At 71.2% G+C, this 23,291-nt stretch carries 23 protein-coding genes; 8 read left to right on the top strand and 15 right to left on the bottom strand.

Annotation, left to right across the window (positions count from 1 at the left end; all coding sequences use genetic code 11):
- Positions 1-7 precede the first annotated feature (7 nt).
- A complete protein-coding gene (locus tag ACFKCF_RS26415) occupies positions 8-904 on the top strand; it encodes a MurR/RpiR family transcriptional regulator (RefSeq protein ID WP_394497588.1) in 897 nt (298 codons plus the stop codon).
- On the opposite strand, the gene ACFKCF_RS26410 is transcribed toward ACFKCF_RS26415, so the two are convergent.
- Together ACFKCF_RS26410 and ACFKCF_RS26405 are read right to left on the bottom strand one after the other, a co-directional pair.
- Entirely contained in the window at positions 867-2,786 is a 1,920-nt protein-coding gene (locus ACFKCF_RS26410) for an N-acetylmuramoyl-L-alanine amidase (protein ID WP_394497586.1), read from the bottom strand. The genes ACFKCF_RS26415 and ACFKCF_RS26410 overlap by 38 nt on opposite strands.
- 105 nt (positions 2,787-2,891) lie before the next feature.
- Positions 2,892-3,191 (bottom strand): hypothetical protein, encoded by a 300-nt coding sequence (locus ACFKCF_RS26405; RefSeq protein WP_394497585.1) that lies wholly within the window; start codon positions 3,189-3,191, stop codon positions 2,892-2,894.
- 48 nt (positions 3,192-3,239) lie between these two features.
- Between ACFKCF_RS26405 and ACFKCF_RS26400 the strand changes: the two genes are divergently transcribed.
- Positions 3,240-4,007, top strand: coding sequence for a class I SAM-dependent methyltransferase (locus ACFKCF_RS26400; RefSeq protein WP_394497583.1), 768 nt, complete (start codon positions 3,240-3,242; stop codon positions 4,005-4,007).
- Here ACFKCF_RS26400 and ACFKCF_RS26395 read toward each other — a convergent pair.
- The 4 genes from ACFKCF_RS26395 to ACFKCF_RS26380 form a co-directional block, all read right to left on the bottom strand.
- On the bottom strand, positions 3,997-4,968 hold the full coding sequence (locus ACFKCF_RS26395; protein ID WP_394497581.1) for a zinc-binding dehydrogenase: 972 nt from the start codon (positions 4,966-4,968) through the stop codon (positions 3,997-3,999). The two genes, ACFKCF_RS26400 and ACFKCF_RS26395, sit on opposite strands and share 11 nt — an antisense overlap.
- A 152-nt stretch (positions 4,969-5,120) precedes the next feature.
- Positions 5,121-5,903, bottom strand: coding sequence for an SDR family NAD(P)-dependent oxidoreductase (locus tag ACFKCF_RS26390; RefSeq protein ID WP_394497580.1), 783 nt, complete (start codon positions 5,901-5,903; stop codon positions 5,121-5,123).
- Complete coding sequence (locus ACFKCF_RS26385) at positions 5,900-7,174, bottom strand: beta-ketoacyl-[acyl-carrier-protein] synthase family protein (protein ID WP_394497578.1); 1,275 nt, start codon at positions 7,172-7,174, stop codon at positions 5,900-5,902. The genes ACFKCF_RS26390 and ACFKCF_RS26385 overlap by 4 nt, the downstream gene beginning before the upstream one ends.
- A 173-nt stretch (positions 7,175-7,347) precedes the next feature.
- Positions 7,348-8,376, bottom strand: a complete 1,029-nt coding sequence (locus ACFKCF_RS26380) for a 3-oxoacyl-ACP synthase III family protein (RefSeq protein ID WP_394497577.1) — start codon at positions 8,374-8,376, stop codon at positions 7,348-7,350.
- A 176-nt stretch (positions 8,377-8,552) separates the two neighbouring features.
- Here ACFKCF_RS26380 and ACFKCF_RS26375 point away from each other — a divergent pair, with 176 nt between their 5' ends.
- The 4 genes from ACFKCF_RS26375 to ACFKCF_RS26360 all read left to right on the top strand — a co-directional run bounded on the left by ACFKCF_RS26375 (position 8,553) and on the right by ACFKCF_RS26360 (position 9,975).
- Positions 8,553-8,801 carry a phosphopantetheine-binding protein gene (locus tag ACFKCF_RS26375; protein ID WP_394497576.1) on the top strand — a complete coding sequence of 83 codons (249 nt, stop codon included), beginning with the start codon at positions 8,553-8,555 and terminating at the stop codon, positions 8,799-8,801.
- A gap of 428 nt (positions 8,802-9,229) precedes the next feature.
- On the top strand, positions 9,230-9,508 hold the full coding sequence (locus tag ACFKCF_RS26370) for a hypothetical protein (protein ID WP_394497574.1): 279 nt from the start codon (positions 9,230-9,232) through the stop codon (positions 9,506-9,508).
- Between the two features lie 91 nt (positions 9,509-9,599).
- Positions 9,600-9,746, top strand: coding sequence for a hypothetical protein (locus tag ACFKCF_RS26365; protein ID WP_394497572.1), 147 nt, complete (start codon positions 9,600-9,602; stop codon positions 9,744-9,746).
- 43 nt (positions 9,747-9,789) lie between these two features.
- Entirely contained in the window at positions 9,790-9,975 is a 186-nt protein-coding gene (locus ACFKCF_RS26360) for a hypothetical protein (protein ID WP_394497570.1), read from the top strand.
- A gap of 391 nt (positions 9,976-10,366) precedes the next feature.
- Here ACFKCF_RS26360 and ACFKCF_RS26355 read toward each other — a convergent pair whose 3' ends face one another.
- From ACFKCF_RS26355 to ACFKCF_RS26330, 6 genes are read right to left on the bottom strand one after another with little or no spacing between them, the layout of a single operon-like run.
- Positions 10,367-11,215, bottom strand: a complete 849-nt coding sequence (locus tag ACFKCF_RS26355) for a hypothetical protein (protein WP_394497569.1) — start codon at positions 11,213-11,215, stop codon at positions 10,367-10,369.
- Complete coding sequence (locus ACFKCF_RS26350; protein WP_394497568.1) at positions 11,212-12,597, bottom strand: MmgE/PrpD family protein; 1,386 nt, start codon at positions 12,595-12,597, stop codon at positions 11,212-11,214. The genes ACFKCF_RS26355 and ACFKCF_RS26350 overlap by 4 nt, the downstream gene beginning before the upstream one ends.
- Positions 12,587-12,922, bottom strand: a complete 336-nt coding sequence (locus ACFKCF_RS26345) for a DUF4387 domain-containing protein (protein WP_394497566.1) — start codon at positions 12,920-12,922, stop codon at positions 12,587-12,589. Before ACFKCF_RS26345 ends, ACFKCF_RS26350 begins: the two co-directional genes overlap by 11 nt.
- Complete coding sequence (locus tag ACFKCF_RS26340) at positions 12,915-14,291, bottom strand: acyclic terpene utilization AtuA family protein (RefSeq protein ID WP_394497564.1); 1,377 nt, start codon at positions 14,289-14,291, stop codon at positions 12,915-12,917. Before ACFKCF_RS26340 ends, ACFKCF_RS26345 begins: the two co-directional genes overlap by 8 nt.
- Positions 14,292-14,310: 19 nt before the next feature.
- Positions 14,311-15,246, bottom strand: coding sequence for a phosphoglycerate dehydrogenase (locus tag ACFKCF_RS26335; protein WP_394497563.1), 936 nt, complete (start codon positions 15,244-15,246; stop codon positions 14,311-14,313).
- A gap of 11 nt (positions 15,247-15,257) precedes the next feature.
- Complete coding sequence (locus ACFKCF_RS26330; protein ID WP_394497561.1) at positions 15,258-16,529, bottom strand: MFS transporter; 1,272 nt, start codon at positions 16,527-16,529, stop codon at positions 15,258-15,260.
- 101 nt (positions 16,530-16,630) lie between these two features.
- Between ACFKCF_RS26330 and ACFKCF_RS26325 the strand changes: the two genes are divergently transcribed.
- Positions 16,631-17,362, top strand: coding sequence for a GntR family transcriptional regulator (locus ACFKCF_RS26325; protein WP_394497559.1), 732 nt, complete (start codon positions 16,631-16,633; stop codon positions 17,360-17,362).
- A gap of 17 nt (positions 17,363-17,379) precedes the next feature.
- On the opposite strand, the gene ACFKCF_RS26320 is transcribed toward ACFKCF_RS26325, so the two are convergent.
- The 3 genes from ACFKCF_RS26320 to ACFKCF_RS26310 are packed head-to-tail and all read right to left on the bottom strand — an operon-like array spanning position 17,380 to position 22,189.
- A complete protein-coding gene (locus tag ACFKCF_RS26320; RefSeq protein ID WP_394497558.1) occupies positions 17,380-19,446 on the bottom strand; it encodes a hydantoinase/oxoprolinase family protein in 2,067 nt (688 codons plus the stop codon).
- Positions 19,443-21,092: a hydantoinase B/oxoprolinase family protein gene (locus ACFKCF_RS26315; RefSeq protein ID WP_394497556.1), complete on the bottom strand. Its 1,650-nt coding sequence runs from the start codon at positions 21,090-21,092 to the stop codon at positions 19,443-19,445. Before ACFKCF_RS26315 ends, ACFKCF_RS26320 begins: the two co-directional genes overlap by 4 nt.
- The gene (locus ACFKCF_RS26310) at positions 21,089-22,189 is read right to left on the bottom strand and encodes a tartrate dehydrogenase (RefSeq protein WP_394497554.1); all 1,101 of its coding nucleotides are present in this window, start codon (positions 22,187-22,189) and stop codon (positions 21,089-21,091) included. Before ACFKCF_RS26310 ends, ACFKCF_RS26315 begins: the two co-directional genes overlap by 4 nt.
- Before the next feature lie 127 nt (positions 22,190-22,316).
- On the opposite strand from ACFKCF_RS26310, the gene ACFKCF_RS26305 reads away from it, so the two are divergent.
- Positions 22,317-23,243, top strand: coding sequence for a LysR family transcriptional regulator (locus ACFKCF_RS26305; protein WP_394497552.1), 927 nt, complete (start codon positions 22,317-22,319; stop codon positions 23,241-23,243).
- The last annotated feature ends 48 nt before the right edge of the window (positions 23,244-23,291 follow it).

The raw sequence follows: 23,291 nt of genomic DNA, 5'->3' as shown, positions 1-23,291 counted from the left end.
TCAGGGGGTGGACGACAGCGGGAACGGCTTGCGGGCCGACACACTGGTGGCCACGGTCCGCGGTGTGCTGCCGTCCCTGACGCCGGCCGCGCAGACCGTCGCCCGGCTCATCCTGGAGGACCCCGCGACGGTGGCCCGGAGCACCATCACGGAGCTCTCCGCTGCCTCGGGCACCAGCGAGGCCACGATCGTGCGCACGGCGAGGCTGCTGGGGTTCGCGGGATACCCGCAGCTCCGGCTGGCCTTAGCCGCTGCGGCCGCGCAGCCCGACCGGCTCGTGCCCGGCGACCTGGCGCCCGACGACCCGTTGTCGGAGGTCATCCAGAAGGTCGCGCGGGCCGAGTCGGAGGCGATCAACGACACCGTGGCCCAGCTGACCTCCGAGCGGCTGGGCCTGGTCGTGGACGCCATCGTGGATGCCCGGCGGATCGACGCGTACGGCGTCGGCGCCTCCGGGCTGGTGGCCGAGGACGTCGCGCAGAAGCTGCTGCGCATCGGGCTGTCCAGCCACGCCTTCCAGGACGCGCACCTGGCGCTGACCAGCGCGGTGCTGCTCAGGGAGGGCGACGTCGCGATCGGCATCAGCACGTCGGGGGAGACGCCCGACGTGATCGAGCCGCTGACCCGGGCCAAGGAGGCCGGGGCCACCACGGTCGCGATCACGAACAACCCGCGCTCGTCCATCGCGGAGCTGGCCGAACACGTGCTGATCTCCGCCGGGCGCGAGACGGAGTTCCGTCCCGGCGCCCTGGCCAGCCGGATCAGCCAGCTCCTCGTCGTCGACTGCGTGTTCGTCGGCGTCGCCCAGCGCACGTACGACTCCTCTCAGGAGGCGCTCGCGAGCACCAGGCGCGCCGTCAAGGAGTTCACCCGGAGAACGTCACCTGCACGTCGTCAGCCTTGACGAACATGACGCGGTGGCCGAACTGGATCTGCAGGTACTTCGTCTTGCCCCGCACCACCTTGTGGTCCTGGTCCATGGTGAACGTGACCGCCCGGTAGTACTCGGCCGGCGCCGCCCCGGCGAGCGTGTACTTCTCGCCTGCCGAGAACGTGTACTGCAGCGGGGTCACCGCCTGGTACGGGATGTCGGCCGGGTACGCCTCCTGCTCCGGGTACGCCCTGCCGTACACGGGGACGGTGGCCTTGCCCGGCTTCGGGGTGACCACGAGGCCCGCCGACGGGACGGCGGTCGGCGCGCTCGCCGGGTTGAAGAACCACGCCTTCTGGCCCAGGTACCAGATGGCCGTCCAGTCGCCCTGGCGGTCGGCGACCGCGTAGCGCTGGCCGGTGGTGGCGCGGGCGCTGTGGTCGTACACGCTGTAGAGGGACTCGCCCGTGGGGTGCTTGCCGATGTCCTTGACCAGCGGCGCGTCCGCCCTCGGCTCGGTGCGCAGCCAGACCGTGCTCGCGGGGAGCGGCGGGCAGGCGTTCGCCGGGTTCTTGCGGTCGCAGCCGTAGAAGTACGGCTTGTTCGTGGCGAAGTCCGGCTTGATCATGATCGAGCCGGAGTTGGGCCCGCCGAACCGGTGCAGCGGGGCGCCCATCAGCTGGAAGTAGTGCGCCCAGTCCCAGAACGGGCCCGGGTCCTCGTGCATCTGCTTCACGGTCGTGGGCAGCGTGCCGGGGACGTTGTCGTGGCCCAGGATGTGGGCGCGGTCGAGCGGGATGCCGTACCTGAACGCCAGGTAGCGGACCAGGCGGGCGCTCGAGCGGTACATCGCCTCGGTGTACCAGGTGCTGCCCTCGGCCAGGAAGCCCTCGTGCTCGATGCCGATGGACTTGGCGTTGACGTACCAGTTGCCGGCCTGCCAGGCGACGTCCTTGCCCTTGATGTGCTGGGCGATGTGGCCGTCGCTGGAGCGCACCGAGTACTGCCAGCTGGCGCCGTACTTGGGGTTCTCGTTCAGGTCGATGGAGGAGTCGAAGTATCCCTCCATGTCATGGATGATGATGTAGTCGATCTTCTGGCTGAACGGCCGGTTCGCCAGGTCGTAGTGCCCGTAGTCGTCCGGGGGCAGCTCCTGGTAGGCGGCCGGGATCCACTCGCACGAGACTGAGGCCGGGCACTCCACGCCGTCCGTCCTGGACGGGCGGAGACCGAGCTTCTCCAGCCACTTCTCGATCTTCTCCAGGTCCGGCACGGCCGGGAGCGCGACCCGTTGGCCGTCGTCCGTGGTGCGCGCTTCGCCGTCCTTGATCGTCGCGAACACCTCGTCGGCGAAGAACTTGGCCGCCCCGGCCTCCTGGGCTCCGGAGTACTTGGCGACGGCGCCGTACCACTCGCCGGGGTTGTCGCTCAGCGGCGCGCCGAGCGCCTTCTGGTAGTCGGCGAGCAGCGCGGCGCCGCCCCGGATGTTGGCGGCGTCGTCCGTACGCAGCCGCTCGTGGGTCTCACCGGTGAGCTGCGCGGCCTTCTCCATGGTGCGGAGGGAGGCGGGGATCGCGACGGTGGACGGCTGGGGTTCGGGGGCGGGCAGGGGCCGGGCCTCGTCGCCCCGGGCATCCTCCTCGCCGTCGCTGTGGTGGTTGGAGGCGGTGTACGCGGCGGCGTCGGTGAGATGCATGGGGCCGAACCCGGCGTCGTTGGACGGCTGCCCGGCGTGGGCCTCCCACCGCGACTCCAGGAAGGACACGCCGAGCAGGACGCTCTCGGGGACCTTGAACTCCTGCGCGGCGGCCGCGAAGGCCTGCTGCCGGTCGACGGGATCCTGGGCGTGAGCTGGGGCGATGCCGGACGTTAAGGGCAGCGCGGCGACCGCGGAGATCGCCAATAGGCGGCGCATGAACCACTCCTCGGGACTGGGGGGCACCTGGTGCAGATCAGCGTCTCAACATTTTCCTTCGTAGGCGAGATCTTTGCGAAGAGATTCTTCATCGCTTGACGCGAATTACCTCACAGCGGCCTGCACGGTCAGGGTGCCCGCGGCCGTGTCGATCGTGGCCTCCGTGCCGATGGGGATGGTCGGCGGGTCGTCGCCGTGCCCGGCCGGCAGACCGCCGAGGATCGGGACGCCGAGCCGGTGAAGGCGGTCGCGCAGCACGTCTACCCCCAGGGTCGGGCCGGCCACGTAGCCCCGCCGGCCGAAGCCGTGCTCTCCCAGCTCCACGCCGACGCCGACGCCGACGCCGACCAGGTCGGGGTTGGGCGGGGAAGCGGGGGAGACGGCCCGGAGGCGATCGCCGGCCATCAGGTTTATTGGGTGGAACGCGCGTGGTGATCGTGCGAGGCTCGCTGTGTGTCGGACTACTACCGTGACCTGGCCGTCGACTACCACTGGCTCCTCGCCGACGAGATCGTGAACCCGCCGGGCGTGATCGGCGGCACGTCCGTCTCCAGCCGGGAGTTCATCCAGTCCGTGGTCGCCGCCCTGCCGCCGGGCGCCCCCGTGCTCGACTGCGCCTGCGGCATCGGTGCGGACGCCATGGCGCTGGCGCACGCCGGGTTCCGGGTGACCGCCACCGACGGCAGCCCCGCGATGGTCGCGGAGGCGCGCCGCCGCGTGCCCGCCGGCGTGGAGCTGCTCACCTCCCGGTGGGAGGACCTGCCCGCCGCCGTGACCGGGCCGTACGAGCTGGTGCTGTGCCTGGGCAACTCCCTCGTCCACACGGGGTCGCGCGAGGCCATGGTGGCGGCGCTGTCGGGGATGCGGCAGGTGCTGTCGCCGACCGGCACGCTGATTGTCGACTCCCGCAACTGGGAGCTGCTCTATCGCGAGCGCCGGCGGATCGTGGTCGGCGACCGGGTGCGCGAGCGCGACGGCGTACGGTCCACCTGCGTCTACGTCTGGACCTTCCCCGAGAGCTTCGACGAGCCGTGCCTGGCCGAGATCCTGTTCGTCCAGGAGCACCCCGACGGCACGCTCAGCCACCACCGGCACACCATCGACTTCCAGCCGTTCACCCCCGCCGACCTGGAGGCGCGGCTCGACGAGGCCGGGTTCACCGTCGTCGGCTCGACCTACCGCCCCGAGAACCCGCAGTACGCCATCGCGGCTAAGGGATGAGCACGACCTTGCCGGTCGTGCGCCTGTTCTCGAGCGCGGCGTGGGCGGCCGCCGCCTCCGCGAGCGGGAACGTCTGCACGGCAGGGGTCAGCGTGCCGTCGGCGAGCGCCGCCAGCGCCCTGACCTCGTAGTCCGGCCGCGTGTGCGGCTCGCTGAGCAGCAGCATCAGGGCGTTGGTCACGGTGAGGCCGCGCTCCGTCACCGTCTGGGGATCCGGCTGGAAGTCCTGCCGGGAGGCGTTGCCGATGGTGACGTAGCGGCCGCCGTCGGCCAGCAGCTCGAACGCGGCCCGCGCCTTGTCGCCGCCGACCCCGTCGAGCAGGGCGGTGACCGCGCGGCCGCCCAGCTCCTCGGCGACGGTCTCCGCCCAGCCGGGCTGGTCGTAGTCGACGGCGGGGTCCGCCCCGAGGTCGCGTACGGCCGCCGCCTTCGCGGCCCCGCCCGCCGCGCCGACGACCCTGGCGCCGAGGCCGCGCGCGTACTGGACGATCAGGCGCCCGATGCCGCCGGCCGCCGAGGTCACCAGCACGACGTCGTCAGGGGTCAGCTTGGCCACGTCCAGGAACTGCAGCGCCGTCACCCCGGTGATGACCATGGCGACGGCCGACTCATAACCGGTGGTGATCGGGTGCACGGACGTCACGTCCGCGACCGCCAGCTCCGCGTAGCCGCCGGGGCGGCCGTACGCGGTCACCACGTCGCGCCCGATCCAGGACGGATCCACCCCGGGACCCACCTGGTCCACGCGCCCGGCCACCTCGGCGCCGAAGATCGCCGGGAGCTCGGGCAGCGGCGGCGTCATGCCGCCGGTGACCCCTGATCGCATGGTCGTCTCGATCAGGTGCACCCCGGCCGCCTTGACGGCGATGCGCACCTGACCGAGCCCCGGCTCGGGGTCGGGGACGCGCTCGTAGCGGAGGTTCTCGGCGGGGCCGAAGGTGTGCAGGACGACGGCATGCATGGCGCACTCCAGGAAGCGGCGGTCAACTCGTCCTCCGAGCCTGCAACCTCAACCTTGCTTGATGTCAACCGCGCTCGGTGTCAATGGGACTTGATGTCGACCGGGCTTGATGTCGACCGGGCTTGATGTCAACGGGGCCTGATGTCACCCGGTCATAGGAAGCCGCGGCCGGCGGCGGCGCGGGCGTACCCCTCGACTCCCATGAGGCGCTGCACCCGCGCCCCGGCCGCGGGCCACACGCTCGCCAGCCCGGCCGCGACGCGGACGGGCAGCGGCGCGACGTCGATCTCGGCGGCGTCGGTCAGGATGGCCCGGCACACCGCCCGCGCCACGTGCAGCGGGCTGCGCGTCATCCATGGGGGCACGGTCAGCGAGGTACGGGTGAGCATCCCGGCGTCGCGCACCAGCCCCGGGCAGATGACGGAAACGCCGACGCCATAGGGCGCCAGGTCCATCCTGGCCGCATGCCCGAACCCCCGCAGGCCGTGCTTGGTCGCGTTGTACACGGCGAGATGCGGATGCGCCATCTTCCCGCCGATCGAGCTCATGAACACCAGGTGGCCGCGCCCGTTGGACACCATCCGCTCGGCGGCCAGGCGGGCCATCACGAGGGGCACGCGCAGGTTGAGCTCCAGGTAGTGGTCGATCTCGTCGAGGTCGTGATCGGTCATCCGCGCGGGGGCGATGACCCCGGCGTTGGCCACCAGGATGTCGACCGGTCCGGCCTGTTTCATCATCTTCGCGATGGCCTTGCGACCGGTCAGGTCGGCGGGGACGGCACGTCCGCCCACCTCCGCGGCCAGCGTCTCCAGCATGCGGGCGTCGCGGCCGGTCAGGACCAGGCGCACGCCGTGCCGCGCGAGCGCGCGGGCCGTGGCCTGGCCGATGCCGCCGCTGGCGCCCGTGACCAGGGCGGTCGTGCCCGCCAGTTTCATCGGTCCTCCCGGAACGGGGTGAAGACGAGGGTCGCGTTGTGCCCCCCGAAGGCGAACGAGTTGGACAGCACCGGGCCGGGAACGATGGGGCGCGGCGCGGTCACCACGTCGACGGGGCAGGCCGGGTCCTGGTGGTCGAGGTTCGCGGTGGGGTGGACGGTGCGCTCGTGCAGCGTCAGCAGGCTGATCACGGCCTCGATGGCGCCCGAGGCCCCCAGGGCGTGGCCGATCACGCTCTTGCTCCCCGTGACGGGCACCGCGTACTCGCCGAACAGCCGCGCGATCGCCCGCGCCTCGATCTCGTCGTTGAGGCGGGTGGAGGTGGCGTGCGCGTTGACGTGGACGACGTCGGCGGCCGCGATCCCGGCATCCGCCAGCGCGGCACGCATGCAGCGGTACGCGCCGTCGCCGCCGGGGTCGGGGGCGGTGAGGTGATGGCCGTCGGACGTCCGGCCGTACCCGCTCAGCTCGGCGTACACGTGGGCGCCCCGGTCCAGGGCGTCCTCCAGGCGTTCCAGCACGAGGAACGCGGCACCCTCACCCAGCACGAACCCGTCGCGGCCGGCGTCGAAGGGCCGGCTGGCGCGTTCGGGCTCCGACGCGCGGCGCGACAGCGTCCCCGCCCGCCCGAACCCCACCAGCGCGCTTGCCCGCACACCCGCCTCCATGCCGCCCGCCAGCACCACGTCGGCCGTCCCGTCGCGGACCAGCCGCATGCCCTCACCTATGGCGTGGCTTCCGGAGGCGCACGCGGTGGCCACCGCCATGCTCGGGCCGAGGAACGCGTGCCGGATGCTGATCTCCGCGGCGGCGGCGTTGTGCATGCTCATGGGGATGTGCAGGGGGCCCGGCCAGGCGCGGCCGCGCTCGTCCAGGGTGCCGAAGGCGACCTCCTGGGTGGCGACACCGCCGTACCCGGTCCCGGTCACGACGGCCCGCCGCTCGGGCGCGGCCGGCGGGTGACCGGCATCGGCCAGGGCGTCGGTCGCCGCGCAGAACGCCATCCGCGTGACCCGGTCCATCCGGCGGGCGTCCCTGGGCTTCACGTAGCCGTCGAGATCGAGGTCGGGCACCTGGCAGGCGAAGTCCACGGGCAGGCCCTCGGCGTCGAACGAGGTGATCGTACGTGCCGTCGAGCGGCCGGCCAGCAGGGCGGCCCACAGCTCCTTGGGATGGGCGCCCGCCGGGGTACGGACGCCCATGCCGGTGACGGCCACCCGGGCGCGCACCGGACCTCCGCTGGATCGCATGTCCCACATGGAAGCGATCATCGCACGCATTGTCACGAAAAGTAGCGCGACAACTCCGTAGTGTCGCTGACCTTCCTCCCATCCTCACCCGCCAACCCGGCAACCGCCCCGACCCTCCAGCCCTTCGGCGCTGAGAAGTCTTGGAGACCTCCATCAACACGGCAGATACCGTTCACCGACACGGCAGATACCGTTCACCAACGGAGCAGCACGGTCCCTGCGCTGACCCCGCTGGCCACCCCCACCAGGGCGACCAGGTCGCCCCGCTGCACCCGGCCCGACTGGACCGCCTGGTGCAACTGCACGGGGATCGTGGAGGCGACGAGGTTGCCGTGCTCGGCGATGGTCACCACCACCTTCCCCAGCGGGATCCCGGCCGCCTCGCAGAAGGTGTGCAAGGACGACAGGGACGCCTGATGCACGCAGATCGCCGCCATGTCGTCCCAGTCGAGCCCGCGTTCGGCCAGCGGCGCCCGCAGCACGGACCGGTCGAGCTTGTGCACCCCGACGGCCAGCCCCACGGGATCCACGGTGAACGCGCCGACCTGGTAACCGGCCGAGGCGGAACGCGTGACCGGCAGGACGGCGGCGTCCCAGTGCGCCGAGCTGGCGCAGAACCGGTGCCCCAGCACCCCGGGCACCGCGCTGGCCTCCAGCAGCATGGCCGTCCCCGAGTCGGAGACGGTGTAGGAGGGCCCGGCGGCGGCGAAGTCCTCTGCCGACTCGACCTGCCAGCGGATGGCCGGCGTGGCGACCTCCCCGCACACGATGAGGACCGTGCGGTAGCGGCCGGCCGTGATGAACGTGTCGGCCAGCTCGATCGCGTTCAGAACGCTGTTGCATGCATTGCGTACGTCGAATACCGGGCAGCTCGCCCCCAGCTCGGCGGCCACCATGTGCGCGGTGGCGGGCTCGACGGCGTCGACGCTCACCCCTGCGTAGATGATCAGATCTATGACGGGCGGGACGTGCCCGGTCTGCTCGAGCAGGGTACGGGCGGCGGCCGCGGCCATCCCGGCGGCCGTCTGACCGGGAGCGGCGACGTGCCGCCGCTCCACGCCACTGGCTTGCTCGATGACACCGCGGGGGATGCGCGTGCCCGGATTGCGGGCGGTCAGCAACTCTTCCAGCTCCGGCGTGGTCAGGCTCTCCTCGGGCAGGTGCACCGCCACCCCGGCCACATGGGAGTACCGCCTCGGGTACGGCTCGGACTGCGCGGCCACGCCCATCCCCCCTCAAGATCAGGTGCTGCTCAGGATAGGTACGCGGCACCGGGGACGCCCGTCGCGACCCTCGAAACTTGATCAACTCCTTAACGGCGGGTCCCGCGTCACGAGTGCCCATTTATCGGGCCACCGGCCACGCTAAGTGCCAAGACTGCTACGAGGAAGGGTTCGATGTGAGCGACGAGGAGATCTTGGCGGTGGTGCGCGACCGCTGTGTCAGCATCCTGAAGGTCCACCCGAGCCGGGTCACGCTGGACGCGCGGCTCCGAGAGGACCTGGAGGCCGACAGCCTGGACCTCGCCGAACTCCACGTCGCCATGGAGGACACGTGGGGCCCGATGCCGCACGAAACCCTCGCCGGTGTATGCACGATCGCCGACGTCCTCACGCGAGCCCGCCTCTTGACCGGGACACGTGCATGAAGAACGCCCCAGGTGTCCCGCCTCTCGGCTGGGCGCGTGCAGGGCGCTCGCGCTGCGCCGCCTTCTCGGTGGGTGTGCAGGGCGCTCGCGCTGCGCCGCCTTCTCGGTGGGTGTGCAGGGCGCTCCTGCTGCCCCGCCCCTGGCTGGGGCATGTGAGGCTCCGCAGCCCCCCACCGTCGGGGGGCGTATGTGAGGGAAGCTCACGCGGCCCCGCGCCGTCGGGTGGGCGTATGTGAGGGGCACTCACGCGCTCCCGCGACGCCGGGTGGGCGCTCGCGCTCACGCGCGCTCCGCCCCAGGTGGGCGCGGCTTGGGTGCTCATGCTGGGGTGCCTCATCGCCGGGACGCGGGCACGGGCGTGATGTGCGCGGGCGCCTCAGCGGCGACGACGCGACTTTGATCTTCTCGTCAGCCACGGAGGAAGCAACATGTACAAGCATGCTCTGACCGCGACCACCCTCGGCGCCGCCCTGCTCTCAGGCCCGGCCGCCACTGCCGACACTCTGCCGAACGCCGGCCAGGAGGGGAAAGTCTGCGTGAAAATCCCGGTAACGGCCATCGCTCAGTCCTTCATGGATTTCGTCGCCTCGGGTGACCTGACGATTCCCGTGGAAAAGATTGCGAAGGGAGACGGGATTTCCGCTTCTGACTTCTTCCGCGGCAAGCTGCCGAAGGACGTCACCGTCATGGAAAGAACGCCATGTTAGTCGGGTGCAGCTCCATTGCAGTGACTTGCTGCCCTGGGCTGCTTGATCGCGTTACCGGCTTCTACCGTGGTTGCAGGCGTGCGAGGCGGTGGTGGAGAAGATCCTGGGTGGACAGGGCCGGCTCACCGCCGATCCCGTGCCGGGTGGCGAGGATGCCGATGCCGCCGTGACACGGCAGGACGGTCAGGGCAGCGAGGCTGAGGTGATGCGGCAGGGCGTGGTGACGATGCCGCCTTGACGTGAGGGTCTGGAGCCTTCGGTGTTGCCGCCGGCGTATCGGGATGTGCTGGAGGTGCCGGGCGGGCGATGCGGGCGGGGAAGATCTCGGCAGCGGGGGTGAGCCGGCCGCGGTGGTGGAGGGCCTGCGGGGCAAGCTCACGCGGCTGGTGGAACGGGGCCGGCTGACCCAGGATGAGCCCGGGCTGTTCGCCCTGACCGAGCAGGCCCGTCGGCGGATCTCCCAGTAGAGGGCAAGGAGGGGCAGACGGTGCCGGCCCGTCACCGTGATGTGCGGGTGATGGTGGTCGGCCGTGGCTCTTGCTCGCCGGAGGTTCGAGACGGGCGGGCCGTCGGCTGGCGCAGCTACAGGATCATCTGGATCTGCACGGACCGGGAGGAGGCCCGCCTGGCGGCCGGGCTTGGGGCGGGGCGGCTGGAGAAGGGCTGCCTCGACGACGTGATCGCCGATCCGACGGCCCGGACGACCGATCGAGGCGACGCTCTCAGCCGCCGTGGCCCGCCACCTGACCAGCCACCGCGCATTCCTGCGCCATGGCCAGGCGTTGGAGCAGGGCTGGCCGATCGCCGCCGGCGTCGTGGAGGGAAGTGCCCGCTACCTTGCCGGCGACCGTCTGGACATCACCGGAGCCGGTGGGGACTGGCCGGAGCCGCGAATTCGGCGTGGCCGGCCAGCAGGTCGTCGAAGAAGTCGATGATCGGCGGTTGCGTCCCCGCGGCATCGTGGCCCACCCCCGGGACCACGGCCTTCCTGACCGTGGTTCGGTGCCGTGCCAGGCTCCCGGCCAGGCGGTCGAGTTCCTCCGGGCGGCTGCGGCCGGGGTCGCCCATGGCGGCCAGGTCGGCCCGCCCGTCGTCGTCACTGCCGATGACCAGCAGCACCGGCACCCGGGCGACCGCGGCGAGGTCCACCGTGATCCCGAATCGCCGCTGGGTGTCGCCGATGCCGGTCGGCCAGGTGAGCGAGTGGTCGAGCAGGGTGACGGTGCCCGGCGCGCTCACCGCGACGGCGGCGAGCCGATCCGGGTGGAGGTAGAGGAACCGGTGGGCGAACTGACCGCCACCGGAGTGCCCGCACATCAGCACCGTGTCCACCCGCGCGTTCCACCGGACCCGGACCTGCTCCAGGATCTCGAGCAGCACCAGGTCGAACCGGATGCCGTGGGCGTCGATGGTCTTGTAGTTGTGCACGTCGTCCGGATCGTCGATGCCGACCGGGAACAGTGGTGTCACGACGATGAGATCGTGGCGGTCGGCAAAGGGAATGAGTCCCTCACGCAACGCGCCGACGTTGCGCCCGGTGCCGTGCACGGCGACCAGCACCGGCATCCGGGCATCGGGAGTCCAGCTCCTGGGGACGTAGGCGCAGTAGCTGCAGCGCGGTTCGGTCGGCGCGACGAAGAACGGTGTGCGGCCGGTCAGCAGCCGACGGCCCGGGTGCCCGGCAGGCAGGTCTTCGACACGGATCACGGGATCTCCCTTTCAGGTCGAGGTAGGAGGACCAGGGCGTTCGTGAGGGTGGTGACGGTCGGCGCCAGGTCGACGTTCCAGATCTCGTCGAGCATCCGGCGGCACCGCGCCGCCGTCGTCAGCGGTTCCACCAGGGCAACGAACTTCTTCTCGAACTGCTCGTCGGTCATCGGCGTCCGGTGGCCACCGGGGGCGTCGTGGACCTCGCGGACGAGCTCGTCGCCGGAGGTCAGGCTGATGGTGACCCGGTTGGGGATGAGGGCCGGAAGCATCGCCGTGAGAACCGGGTCCTCGCGGACCTCGACGCGGGCCATCAACGCCCCGACGGCGGGGTCGGTGAGCTTGTCCGGATCGTACGAGGACGCCGTCAGCTCCCCGTCGACGAGCACCCGGGCCACCGTGTACGGGAGGCTGTGGTCGGCGGTCTCGCGAGTGGTGGGGCGCCACTTCTCCGGGGCCTTGCCCAGGATCGTCCACCCGATGTGCGTAGTGTCGACGACGATGCGGTCGATCTCGCCGAGGTCGGCGATCTTCTCGCGCAAGGCGAGCGCCGCCCACACCGCTGTCTGCATCTCACCGTTGGTGGGCAGCAGTTTGGTGAGCGTCCGGGATACGGCGTACGGGCTGCCGGAGGTGCGCGGGAACTCGAGCGGCTCCAGGACGAAGGAATCGCTCACCTGCCGCATGAACCCCATCTCGCCCTCGAAGATCGGCGCGGGCCCGGTGAACCCTTCCCTGGCCAGCCAGGCGGAGAAGACACCGTTCCGGGCGGCGTTCGGCGCTGAGGATCCCTTCCACCATGACAGTTCGCCCGCCCGGACCTGACGCATCGCGATGTGCCCGTTCAGCGCGATGTTGACCGCCTGGGTGAGCTGCCGGGCGTCCAGGCCCATGAGCTTGCCCGCGGCGAGGCCGGCGGCCACGAGCACGTAGTTCACGTGGTCCCACCCGCGGCGGTGGAGATTCGCGGCGTCCTGCAGCCTGACCTGTACCTCGTAGGCGAGCGCGATGGCTGTGACGAGGTCCCGCCCGGACTTCCCCTCCGCCTCGGCGACCGCCAGGCACGCCGGAATGTTGTCACTGGGATGCCCGGGCTCGAGCCCGAGGTACCCGTCGTTGAAGTCCAGGTGGCGCACCATCGTTCCGTTGACGAACGTGGCGACGTCCGCGGTGGCGCCGTGTCTCGTGCCCAGTACCGTCGACGGGCCCGGGGGAAGGGCACGCGCGAGACGTCGCGCCGCGCGGCTGGGCTCGGCGTCGAACGCACCGAGCCCGCAGCCGAGGCTGTCGACCAGGCGTTGCCGGACCGTGTGGATCGCGTGCTCGCTGAGGTCGTCGAAACGCAGCTCAGCCGCCCAGGAACCGAGGTCGTCAGCGATCACGGTCGGCCGGTCGCTTGATCGGCATGCGCGCGAGCGGGACGTGGTGCTGGCCGGCGTGCATGTCGCGGTCCCGGAGCGATCCCTGGCTGATGGGACGAGGAAAGGAGATCTTCACCACGTTCAGCGACGGGATCCGGAATATCTGGACCGTGCTCTCCTCGACTCGATAGAGCTGGGCGATCACGCGTTCGTTCAGGAAGGACTCGTCCGCGGCGATCCGGTAACCGTCGGCGTCGCGCAGGAAGAGCTCCATGGTGACCCAGAACGGGCCCGCGTTCTTGGACCGGACCTCGTGGGCGAGGTCCGCCAGGGTGGTCTCAGACATCCGCGTTCTCCCCCATCTCGATGCGGAACAGGCTCGTAGGGTCGGCGCAGTCGACGACGTGGTTCAGCACGAACTCGTACGCCGCGCCGCGCTCGACCTCGGCCGGAGAGGACGCGAACGCGAGGCTCGGCAGGTAGTCCATCGCCGGCGTCGGCAGGTGCAGCATCAGCGGGTTGGCGACCTTGGCGATCGCCGTGGCCGTCGCCTGGTCGGGCGCGTTGACCAGCAGCATCACGCCCACCTCCCGCGGCGGCCCGGTCTCGGGCTCGAGGTCGTCCAGCACCGCGTTGTGGCCGTAGAGGCGTAGGTCGAAGGCGTACTCGTCATCGGCCAGCCCCAGCGTCTCGCACACCCGCCGCCTGATCATCGTGCGCATCAGATCGGCCCAGGCGTCGATGTCGGCGAGGATGAGCGGGTCTCTGATCGCGGTGAACGACATGGTCTCGTAGCCGGTGATCCGGGCGCCTTCCAGCTTGATCGTGTACTGGTCGGCGACGTGGAACCTCGACCCCTCGACGCGGACGATCCGGTCGTCGATCGCGGTGTACCGCGCGTCCCGGACGTCGAGGGTGCCGTCGGGTTCCCGCATCTCGAACGGGTTGGCGGTCTCGTAGAGCATGTGGGCGGCCACCGAGATCGGCGTGCACGACACCGCGGGGTCGAGCGGCTCGATGGTGAAGCCGCCGGCGTCGACGGTGGCGAGGACTCCGCCCGCGCGCGGGTTGCTCGTGCACTGACCGCCGCACTCGACGATCTTGGCGGCGTGCCACGTCGGCCCGGCGGGCATGCCCTTCATGAGCGGGTAGGCGGCGGCCACCGCCGTGTCGGTGGCCCGGCCGGCGAGCACGACCTGGGCGCCGGCACGGAGTGCCGCGACGATCGGTTCGTGGCCCATCGCGCCGACGATGTGGGTGCAGCTTTCGAGGGTCTCGGCCCGCAACCGTCCCAACGGTGGCAGCGGGTGGATCCGGCCGGCGTCGAGGTGCTCCTTCAGCTCGGCCGCGTTCTGCTCGCTGTAGATCCGCGCGACCTTCAGGTCCAGGCCCTCCTGCGCCATCACCTCTGCCGCGATCCCGGCGACCCAGTCGACGCCGCTGTCGGTCCCGCTCGTACCGCAGGAACCCACGATCACGGGTATGCCCGCGCCGGCCGCGGCCGTGAGCAGGCTGCGCAGGTCACGTGCCACCGCCTTGGCTGTCGTCTTGGGGGTCGCGGAGCCGAGGTAGTAGGGGCCGGAGTCCGTCGACCCGGCGTCGATGCTGATGACGTCGGCACCCAGGGCGATGCCGCGCTCGATCGTCGCGTGGTCCCAACCGGCGCCGAGCATGCCGCTCGGCGACAGGACCCGGACGGATTTGACGCTGTCCATATCCCTCTTTCTCTTTGTGTCAGTTCACCGGGAACCGTGCTCGGCCTTCGAGCGCCGCGACGAGTTCCTCGGCCCCTCCGCGCCCCGCGGCGGCTCGTGCTTCGGCGGTCTGCCCGGCCAGGTGGGAGTAGACGACGATGCCGTCGACGCCGCGCAACGGGCTGCCCGGCGGCAGCGGCTCCTCGCTCACGACGTCGAGCGCGGCGCCCGCGATCTGTCCCGTCCGTACGGCCGCGACGAGCGCGTCCTCGTCGACGATGGCGCCACGCGCGGTGTTGACCAGCAGCGCGGTCGGCTTCATCCGCTTGAACGCCGGCTCGCCGAGGAGGCCTCGGGTCCGTTCCGTGAGCGAGGTGTGCACCGAGACGTAGTCGGCGGCGGCCAGCAGCTCGTGCAGGTCGACGAAGCGGACCGAGGGGTCGCTCCGCAACCGCGCCGGCACGCCGGTGGCGCAGACCACGCTCATGCCGAAGGCGCGAGCCAGCGGCACCACCGCCCGCGCCGTCGCGCCGTAGCCGATGAGTCCGAGGGTCGCCCCCCGCAGTTCGCGTCCGTCCTCACGTGGCCAGGCTCCCTGCGCCACACCGTGTGCGGACTGCACGAGACGCCGGGCGCCCGCGAGCAACAGGCCCATGGTGTACTCGGCGACGGCGTTGGCGTTGATGCCGGGCAGGTTGCTCACGCTGATCCCCAGCCGGGTCGCGGCGGCGACGTCGATCGAGTCGTAGCCCACGCCTGTCCGCACGATGACCCTCAGCCTCGGCGCGCGGGCGAGGACGTCGGCCGTCAGCGGTTCGTTGGCCACCAGCGCGGCGTCGATCCCGGCCAGCGCCGCCACGAGCTGCTCGGGATCGCGCCGGCCGGCCAAGGGCAGGTGCACGGTCTCCAGCCCGGAGCGTCTCAGGAACTCGTCGACCTCGTCGCCGGGGCGGAGGTAGTCCGTGGTGATCAGCACGCGGGTCGCCGTCACAGCGCCCGCCCGGAGGAGGAGCGTCGTTGCAGGGCGCTGACGCGCGCGACCGTCAGCATGGCGATGACCGCGATGATCGACACGTGGACCAGCAGCAGGGACCAGCTCGTCAGGTCGACCATGCCGCCGACCACCGCCGGCCCGAGGAAGCCGCCGCCCACCCATCCGACGGTGTAGAGACCGGTGTAGGTGCCGACCACGCCGTCGGACGGGGCGAGGTTCCACAGGACGACGACGGCGTTGACCAGGAACGAGGAGGCACCCGCAGCCGCGACGCACAGACCGATCACCGCACCGGTGGGCGTCTGCACCACGGTGCCGAGCACCAGGCCGGCGGCGAACACCGCCATCCCGGCCATCATCACGCGCAGCCGGCCGAAGCGCTCCGCGAGCATCGCCACCGGGTAGGCCGCCACGATGAAGGCCACCCCGCTGGGCAGGGTCAGCCCGCCCGCTTCGCCGCGGGACAGGCCCAGCGCCTCCATGCCGTACGGCGTGACGAGGGCCCGGGAGGCGGCCCACGCACCGCCGAAGAGCAGGATGGACACGATGAGCCACAATCTGCTGCGGTCCTGGTCCCGCACGATGTCGAGCACGACGTCCCGCACCCGCACGTCCGCCGGCGCCGTACCCCGCCGCTCGCGGTCCTCCTCGAGAGCCGCCTGGTAGGCCGGGGACCGGCTGTCCCGCAGCTTCGCGGCGAGCACGATCATGGACGCCATCATCAGGACCGGGGGGATCGCGAACGACGACTTCGGGAAGTCGTCGATCAGGAAGATGCTGATCAGCGCCGCGACCATCACGGTGAGGCTCGACGCGATCTTGACCGCCGCGTTGGCCCGGCTCCGGCGCTGCGGCGGGATGAAGTCCGGGAGCAGCGACTCGGCGATGGGCTTGAACGAGTTCGCGACCAGCGCGTAGGCGAACATCACCAGGACCAGCAGCGGCAGCGTGGCCGCGGCATGCGGGATGGCGAGGAACAGCAGGGCCGCCAGCGGCATCCCGACCACGAGATACGGGATACGTCTTCCCCACGGGGTACGGGTGTTGTCCGACCGGTTGCCCATCCACGGCTGGATGAAGACGCCGAGCAGGTTGTCCATCCCCATGAGCAGACCGACGAGCGCGGCACTGCCGATGTGCTCGCGCAGCAACGGCGGTACCTGCGCGTCGTAGAGGTTCCACGTCGACTCCTGCGCGAAGACCGCCAGGGAGACGAAGAATGTGATCCGTCCTGCTCGCGTGCGCTGCCCGCTCGTCGTCGACATGGACACGTTCCCTTCGTTGTGGCGAGCACAACGGTACGTTTGCTATAGCAAAATGGTCAAGAGTCGCAAATTTACTTTGCAATGGCAGATAGACTGTTCGAATGGCGGACGAGACGTTGAAGGGCCTGACGGCCAGCACGCTGGCCGACCGCGCGTACCGCGCCATCCGCGACGCGATCACGATCGGAGAGCTACGTCCCGGTCAGAAAGTCACCGAACGGGGGCTCGCCGAGCGGTTGTCGGTCAGCCCGACGCCGGTACGCGAGGCCATCCGGCGCCTGGAGCAGGACGGCCTGCTCGAACGGACGGGACCGCGGACGGTGCAGGTGGCCACGTTCGGCGACGTCGCGATACAGGACCTCGCCGAGGTCGAGGTGGCCCTGCGCGGGATGGTGGCCCGCTTCGCCGCCCGGCACGCCTCCCAGAAGCAACTCGACCAGCTCGACGCCATCCTCGACGAGGCCGACGACCTGCTGATCCTCATCAAGCAGCGGCAGAAGGCCGGGCAGGAGCCGGCGCGGCACCTCGGCCGGCTGCTCGACGCCATGCAGCGCTTCAACGAGGTCGTCGAGTCCTGCGCCGGCAACCCGGTCCTGGTGCGGCTGCTCGACCAGACCCGGGTGTTCTCATGGCCGGAGCGCCGGGCCAGGCTGATCGAACGGATCCGCCATGACACCGAGTTCGGCCTGCACCGCTACACGAGCCATCGCGCGCTCGTCCGGGCGTTGCGGGCGCGTGACTCGGCGGCGGCCGAGGCGCTCGTGATCGAGGACGCCCGCGGCGGGCTCGGGGACCTGCTCGCCGCGCCCAGGGCCTCCGTCGCGCAGCCCTGAAGAACCATGACCCGCGGTCAGCGCGCGAGGCTGACGAGGAGGGTCAGGTCACGGTCGACCTTGATGCGGCACTCCGGTCCGAAACAGCACGAGGACTCGCGCTCCTCGAAGACCGCCGGCCCGGTGAGCTCCGTTCCCGGCCGCAGGCGGTACCGGTCCCAGACTGTCGCCCGGAGCCGGCCGTGCCCGGGGAACCACACGTCGCGTACGCCGCGCTGGGGATCTCCGGCGACCGGTGCGCATCCCAAGGGGACGTCGTGGCCCGGCAACTGCGCGGAGAGCCGCCAGTTGACGACCTCTGCGGGTCCGTCGAGGGAGCGGCCGAACGTCGCGCGGTAGGTCTCCTCGAATGCGCGGTGGAGGCGTTCGACGTCCGTCCGGGCGAGGTCCGCTCCGGAGAGCCCGATCTCGATCTCGAAGCCCTGCCCCGCGTACCGCATGTCGACCGACCGCCGGATGCGGACCAGATCCGGACGGTCCGGCCGCAGCACCGCGGCGGCGTGCGCGGACATCTCGTCGTAGACGGCGGCCACGCGGTCCCACTCCACGTCGGCGAGGGCCGACGGCAGGCTGCGCGCCTGGTCCACCGTGGGTGCGGCGGCGAGGAATCCGTAGGCGGACATGACGCCGGCGCGAATCGGGACAATGATCCGTGCGATCTTCAGCTGCTTCGCCAGACCGTACGCGTGCACCGGGCCGGCTCCGCCGAACGCGACGAGGGCGAAGCCGGCGGGATCCCTGCCGTGCTCGGACAGGTGCATCCGGGCGGCGGACGCCATGCTGGCGGTGGCCACCTCGACGATGCCCGACGCGGCGGCGACCCGGTCGAGGCCGAGCGGCCCGGCCACCTCCCGGTCCACCGCCTTGTCGACCTCGGCGGTCCGCAGCACCATCTCCCCGCCGAGGAAGGTGGCCGGATCGAGGTAGCCGAGCACGAGATCCGCGTCCGTGACGGTCGGATGGTCCCCGCCCCTGCCGTAGGCGACGGGCCCCGGCACGGACCCGGCGCTGCGCGGGCCGACCTTGAGCAACCCCAGGGGGTCGGGCGCCGCGATCGAGCCGCCACCCGAGCCGATCTCGATCATGTCGACGACGGTCAGCCGCAACGGCAGTCCCGAGCCGGGCTTGAACTTGTCGACGCGCCCCGCCTCGAAGTCGTGCTTGCGGCGAGGCTCACCGCCGCCCACGATCGCGATCTTGGCCGTGGTGCCGCCCATGTCGAACGAGACGACGTTGGGCTCACCCAACCGGCGTGCCACGGCGGCAGCGGCGATCGCACCCGCGGCGGGACCGGACTCGAGCAGGCGGAAGGGAAACGCCTTCGCCTCGTCCAAGGTCGTGACTCCGCCCCCGGACAGCATGATGTGCAGCGGCGCGTCAACGCCCATCGCGAGCAGGTCGTCACGCAGCGCGTCGAGGTAGCGCACCATCAGCGGTTGCACGTAGGCGTTGAGGCATGCGGTGCTCGCCCGTTCGTACTCGCCGATCACGGGAGCGACCGCGCTGGAGATCGTGACGGGAAGCCCCGGGTGTGCCCGCGCGAGCAGTTCCCGCACCCGCCGTTCGTGCTTGTCGTCGCGGTAGGAGTGCAGCAGGGACACAGCCACCGCCTCGACGCCTCGATCGAGGAGCTCCCGCGCCTGTGCGAGCACCTCGCCCTCGTCCAGCGGCTCGAGCTCGGTGCCGTCGGCGGCGACGCGGCCCCGCACCCCGCGGCAGAGATGCCGCGGGACCAGCGGATCGGCGGGGCGGGCGAGGAGGTCGGTGGTGTCGAACCGGATCTCCCTGGCCATCTCCAGGGTGTCGCGGAAACCCCTGGTGGTGAGCAGTCCCACGACGGCGCCGGTGCGCTCGAGCAGGGTGTTGGTCACCAGGGTCGTGCCGTGCACCACCCCGGCGAGGTCGCCGACCGGCGTGGCGGTCTCCGCCAGCAGACGCGAGATGCCCGCGGTGATCGCCTCGTTGGGGGCATGCGGCGTGGTGGGCAGCTTGCCGGGCCACGTCAGGTTGCGTGCCGGGTCGTGGAGCAGCAGGTCGGTGAACGTGCCACCGACGTCCACCCCGATCCGGGCCGTGCGGTTCATCGGTGATCGCCAATCTGTTCAGGTTCAGCCGTACGCGGACGGACGTAGCCGTCCAGCTCGTCGGCCACGACCAGGTGCGGCTCCCGGTCCTCCGGCGCGCCGAATCCTCCGCCGCCGGGAAACGAAATGAGCACGGAGGCGCCCGCGGCCAGCTGGGAGATCGACTTCAGGGGCAGGCGTTCCCCCGTGTCCAGCACCGCGTACGCCGTCGCCCCCGGCCGCCCTCCGGCGAGCCCCAGGGCCGGGTGACGTTCGCGGTCCCCCAGCAGCACCATCTGCACCGGACGACGGGTCGGGTTGTGCACCTCGATGTCCTGCCCCAGCCCGCCGCGGCGCCGTCCGCCACCGCCCGAGCCGGCCCGGAGCTCCTTGCGTACGAACCGCAGCGGGGACGCGACCTCGAACGCCTCGACACTCCCGCTTCCGGAGTTGGTCGGGAAAGCGGTGGTCGAAAGCCCATCCCTGTCCTTCGAGGCGCCCATGCCGGCGTTGGCGAACAGCATCTGCGAGAAGGGGCGACCGGCGTCGTCGACACCGGAGAACCGGACGCGGAGCGCGGGCGCTCCGCCGCTGTCGGCGATGACCCGGTCGGGCAGCACCGGCGCGAGCGCCCGGTAGATCGCGCACGAGAGGAGGTGCCCGGTCAGGTGGCGGGCGACGACCGGCGCCGGAAAGGTGGGATTGACGATCGTGCCCGCCGGGGCGGTCACGCTGATCGCCTGGTAGGAGCCCCAGTTCGTCCGCGTGGCCGGATCGAGCAGGATCTTCAGCGGATACATCGAGTATGCGCGCGTGTAGTTCAGGGTGGAATTGGTCGAGTACGGCACCTGGGCCGAGCTCCCGGCGTAGTCGATCGCGATCGTGTCATCGCCCACCGTGACGGCGCACTCGATGTGCGTCGGGTGCCCCTCGACACCGTCGGCGTCCACGCCCGCCCGGTAGACGCCGTCCGGCAGTTCGCGGATCGCCGCCCGCAGCGCGGCATCGGCCAGCGCGTGGACCTCGGCGGCGAACCGCTCGAAGTCCGGTTCGCCGAAGTCGTCGAGGAACTCCCGCGCCCGCCGCCGGCACACCGCGTGTGCGGCGGCCTGCGCCTCCAGGTCGCCCCACAGCTGGTCGGCGAGGCGGACGTTGGCCAGCAGGAGGTCCTTGACGCCCTGTTCCACCCGCCCGGCCCGGAACAGCCGCGACGGCGGGATCAGGAGGCCCTCCGAGATCAGCTCGGTGGCCCCCAGCGACGGCGTGCCGCCGATGTCGGGGGAATGCGCCGCGGTCCCGGAGAAGCCGACGAGCACACCCTCGTGGAAGATCGGGGTGATCATGGCGATGTCGGGCAGGTGTCCCGTCGCGATCCACGGGTCGTTGGTGATGACGCAGTCGCCGTCCCGCCATTCCCTGGCCGGGAACCTGTCCAGGACCACGGCGGTCAGGGAGCTCATCAGGGCCGCGAACCCCGGGATGCCGGCCCGCGACTCCGCCATGGTGCGTCCCAGACGGTCCATCAGGACGACGGTGTAGTCGTTGGACTCGCGGATGATGGTTGAGAACGCCGTGCGCAGCATCGTCGAGGCGGCCTCGTCGGTCGCGGCGGCGAGCCGGTCCCACCGGACCTCCAGGCCGATCGGGTCGGAGAAGGACGGTGTCATGACGCCGTGGTGACCTTCGGCCGCGAACCGACCTCGGCGGCGATCGCCGTGCCGAGACCCGCGGTCGTCCCGGAGCCGCCGAGATCGGGAGTGAGCACCTCCGGTCGCTCGTCGAGCACGTTCTCGATCGCGGCCACGATCCGCGCCGCCGCGGCGGGCTCTCCCAGGTGGTCGAGCATCATCGCGCCGCTCCAGATCTGACCGACCGGGTTGGCGATCCCGCGTCCGGCGATGTCGGGTGCCGAGCCGTGAACCGGCTCGAACAGGCTCGGCCAGGTGCGGTCGGGGTTGATGTTGGCGCTCGGGGCGATCCCGATCGTCCCCGCGCACGCCGGCCCGAGGTCGGAGAGGATGTCCCCGAAGAGGTTGCTGGCGACGACGACGTCGTACTGCTGGGGACGCAGGACGAACTTGGCCGCGAGGATGTCGATGTGGTCCTTGTCCGCGACCACGTCCGGGTACCGCTCCGCCATCGCGGCCGCGCGCTCGTCCCAGTACGGCATCGTGATGGAGATGCCGTTGCTCTTGGTCGCCCACGTCAGGTGCTTGCGTGGCCGGGAGCCGGCCAGGTCGAACGCGTACCGCAGCACCCGGTCCACTCCGGTCCTGGTCATCACGGTCTCCTGCACGACCGTCTCGCGGTCGGTGCCCTCGAAGATCCGGCCCCCGATGCTCGAGTACTCGCCCTCGGTGTTCTCGCGGACGACCAGGAAGTCGATGTCGCCCGGCTCGTGATCGCGCAGCGGCCCGCGCACCCCGCGCAGCAGCCGGACCGGCCGCAGGTTGACGTACTGGTCGAACTCGCGGCGGAACTTCAGCAGGCTGCCCCACAGCGACACGTGGTCGGGCACGGCCTCGGGCCACCCGACCGCGCCGAAGAAGATCGCGTCGAAACCGCCGAGCACCTCCCTCCAGTCCGGTGGCAGCATCTCGCCGTGCCGCACCCAGTAGTCGGCGCAGGCGAACCCGAACTCGACGGTCTCCAGCTCGAACCCATGGGTCTCCGCGACGGCCCGCAGGCACCGCAGCCCTTCCGGGACGACCTCACGTCCGATGCCGTCGCCCGGAATGACCGCGATGCGGTAACGGTGGGACACAGGCGCTCCTCCAGCCACGTCGACAGTGCACGCGCCCGTCCACCTTCGTCGCCGGGGAACGCCCGCCACAAGAACGCCCGGAGCAACCTATCCTTTCGCCCATGGAAAGACATCCGCTCCGCACCCGATGACGACCTCCATGGACGACCTCCGCTTCTTCCAGGTGGTCGCCTCCAGCGAAACGCTCACGGCGGCCGCCCGCGAGCTGGACTGCTCCCTCCCCGTCGTCAGCAAGCGCCTCAGCGCCCTGGAACGCCGGCTCGACGTACGTCTGGTGCACCGCGGCACGCGCCGGCTCTCGCTGACCGCCGAGGGGGAGGTCTACGCGGCCCGCCTGGAGCCGATCCTCGACCAGGTCCGCGAGCTGGAGGACCTGGTCAGCCATCGTTCCGGCGAACTGCGGGGCTCCGTCGTGGTCCAGGCGACCCTGGGCCTCGGACGCGCGCACGTGGCGCCGCTGCTCGGCGAGTTCACCGTCCGGCATCCCCGGCTGAGCATCCAGCTCCGCACGACGGCGTTGCCCCTGCGTCCGCACCGGCGCGAGTTCGACATGGCCGTCCACGTCGGAGCGCCCCCGGACTCCTCACTGCGGATGCGCCGGCTGGCGGAGAACCGCCGGGTTCCCTGCGCCGCACCGTCCTACCTGGAACGGAGCGGAACGCCCGGACGCGTGGAGGACCTGGCCGATCACGACTGCATCGTGCTCCGCGAGAACGAGGGGGACTTCGCCGTGTGGCGCTTCGGCGACGCCAGGAACCCGCGCCAGATCCGCGTGCAGGGCCGCCTGTCCAGCAACGACGGGGACATCGTGACCGACTGGGCGCTGCAGGGCCGCGGGGTGATCATGCGCTCCGAATGGCAGATCCGGCCCCACCTCGAGAGCGGCGCCCTGGTGCGCGTGCTGCCCGAGGTGCCGACACCGCCCGCTGACATCTACGCGCTCCTGCCCGAAGACGTCCACGTGCCCCGGCGGATCAGCGAGCTGGTCGACCATCTGGCCGCACGACTGCCGGACCGGATCGCCGGCTCCGGTGGCTCGGCGCCTTCCCGTTGAGAAAGGCCGCTTTGCCGCGGACGAGGCAGGGCTGACCTGCAGGCGGCG

The organism is Nonomuraea sp. JJY05 (assembly GCF_043496855.1).
In the GTDB taxonomy this organism is placed as follows: Bacteria; Actinomycetota; Actinomycetes; order Streptosporangiales; family Streptosporangiaceae; genus Nonomuraea.
Note: the sequence above shows the minus strand (reverse complement) of the source record. Positions and strands in the feature narration are given on the sequence as shown.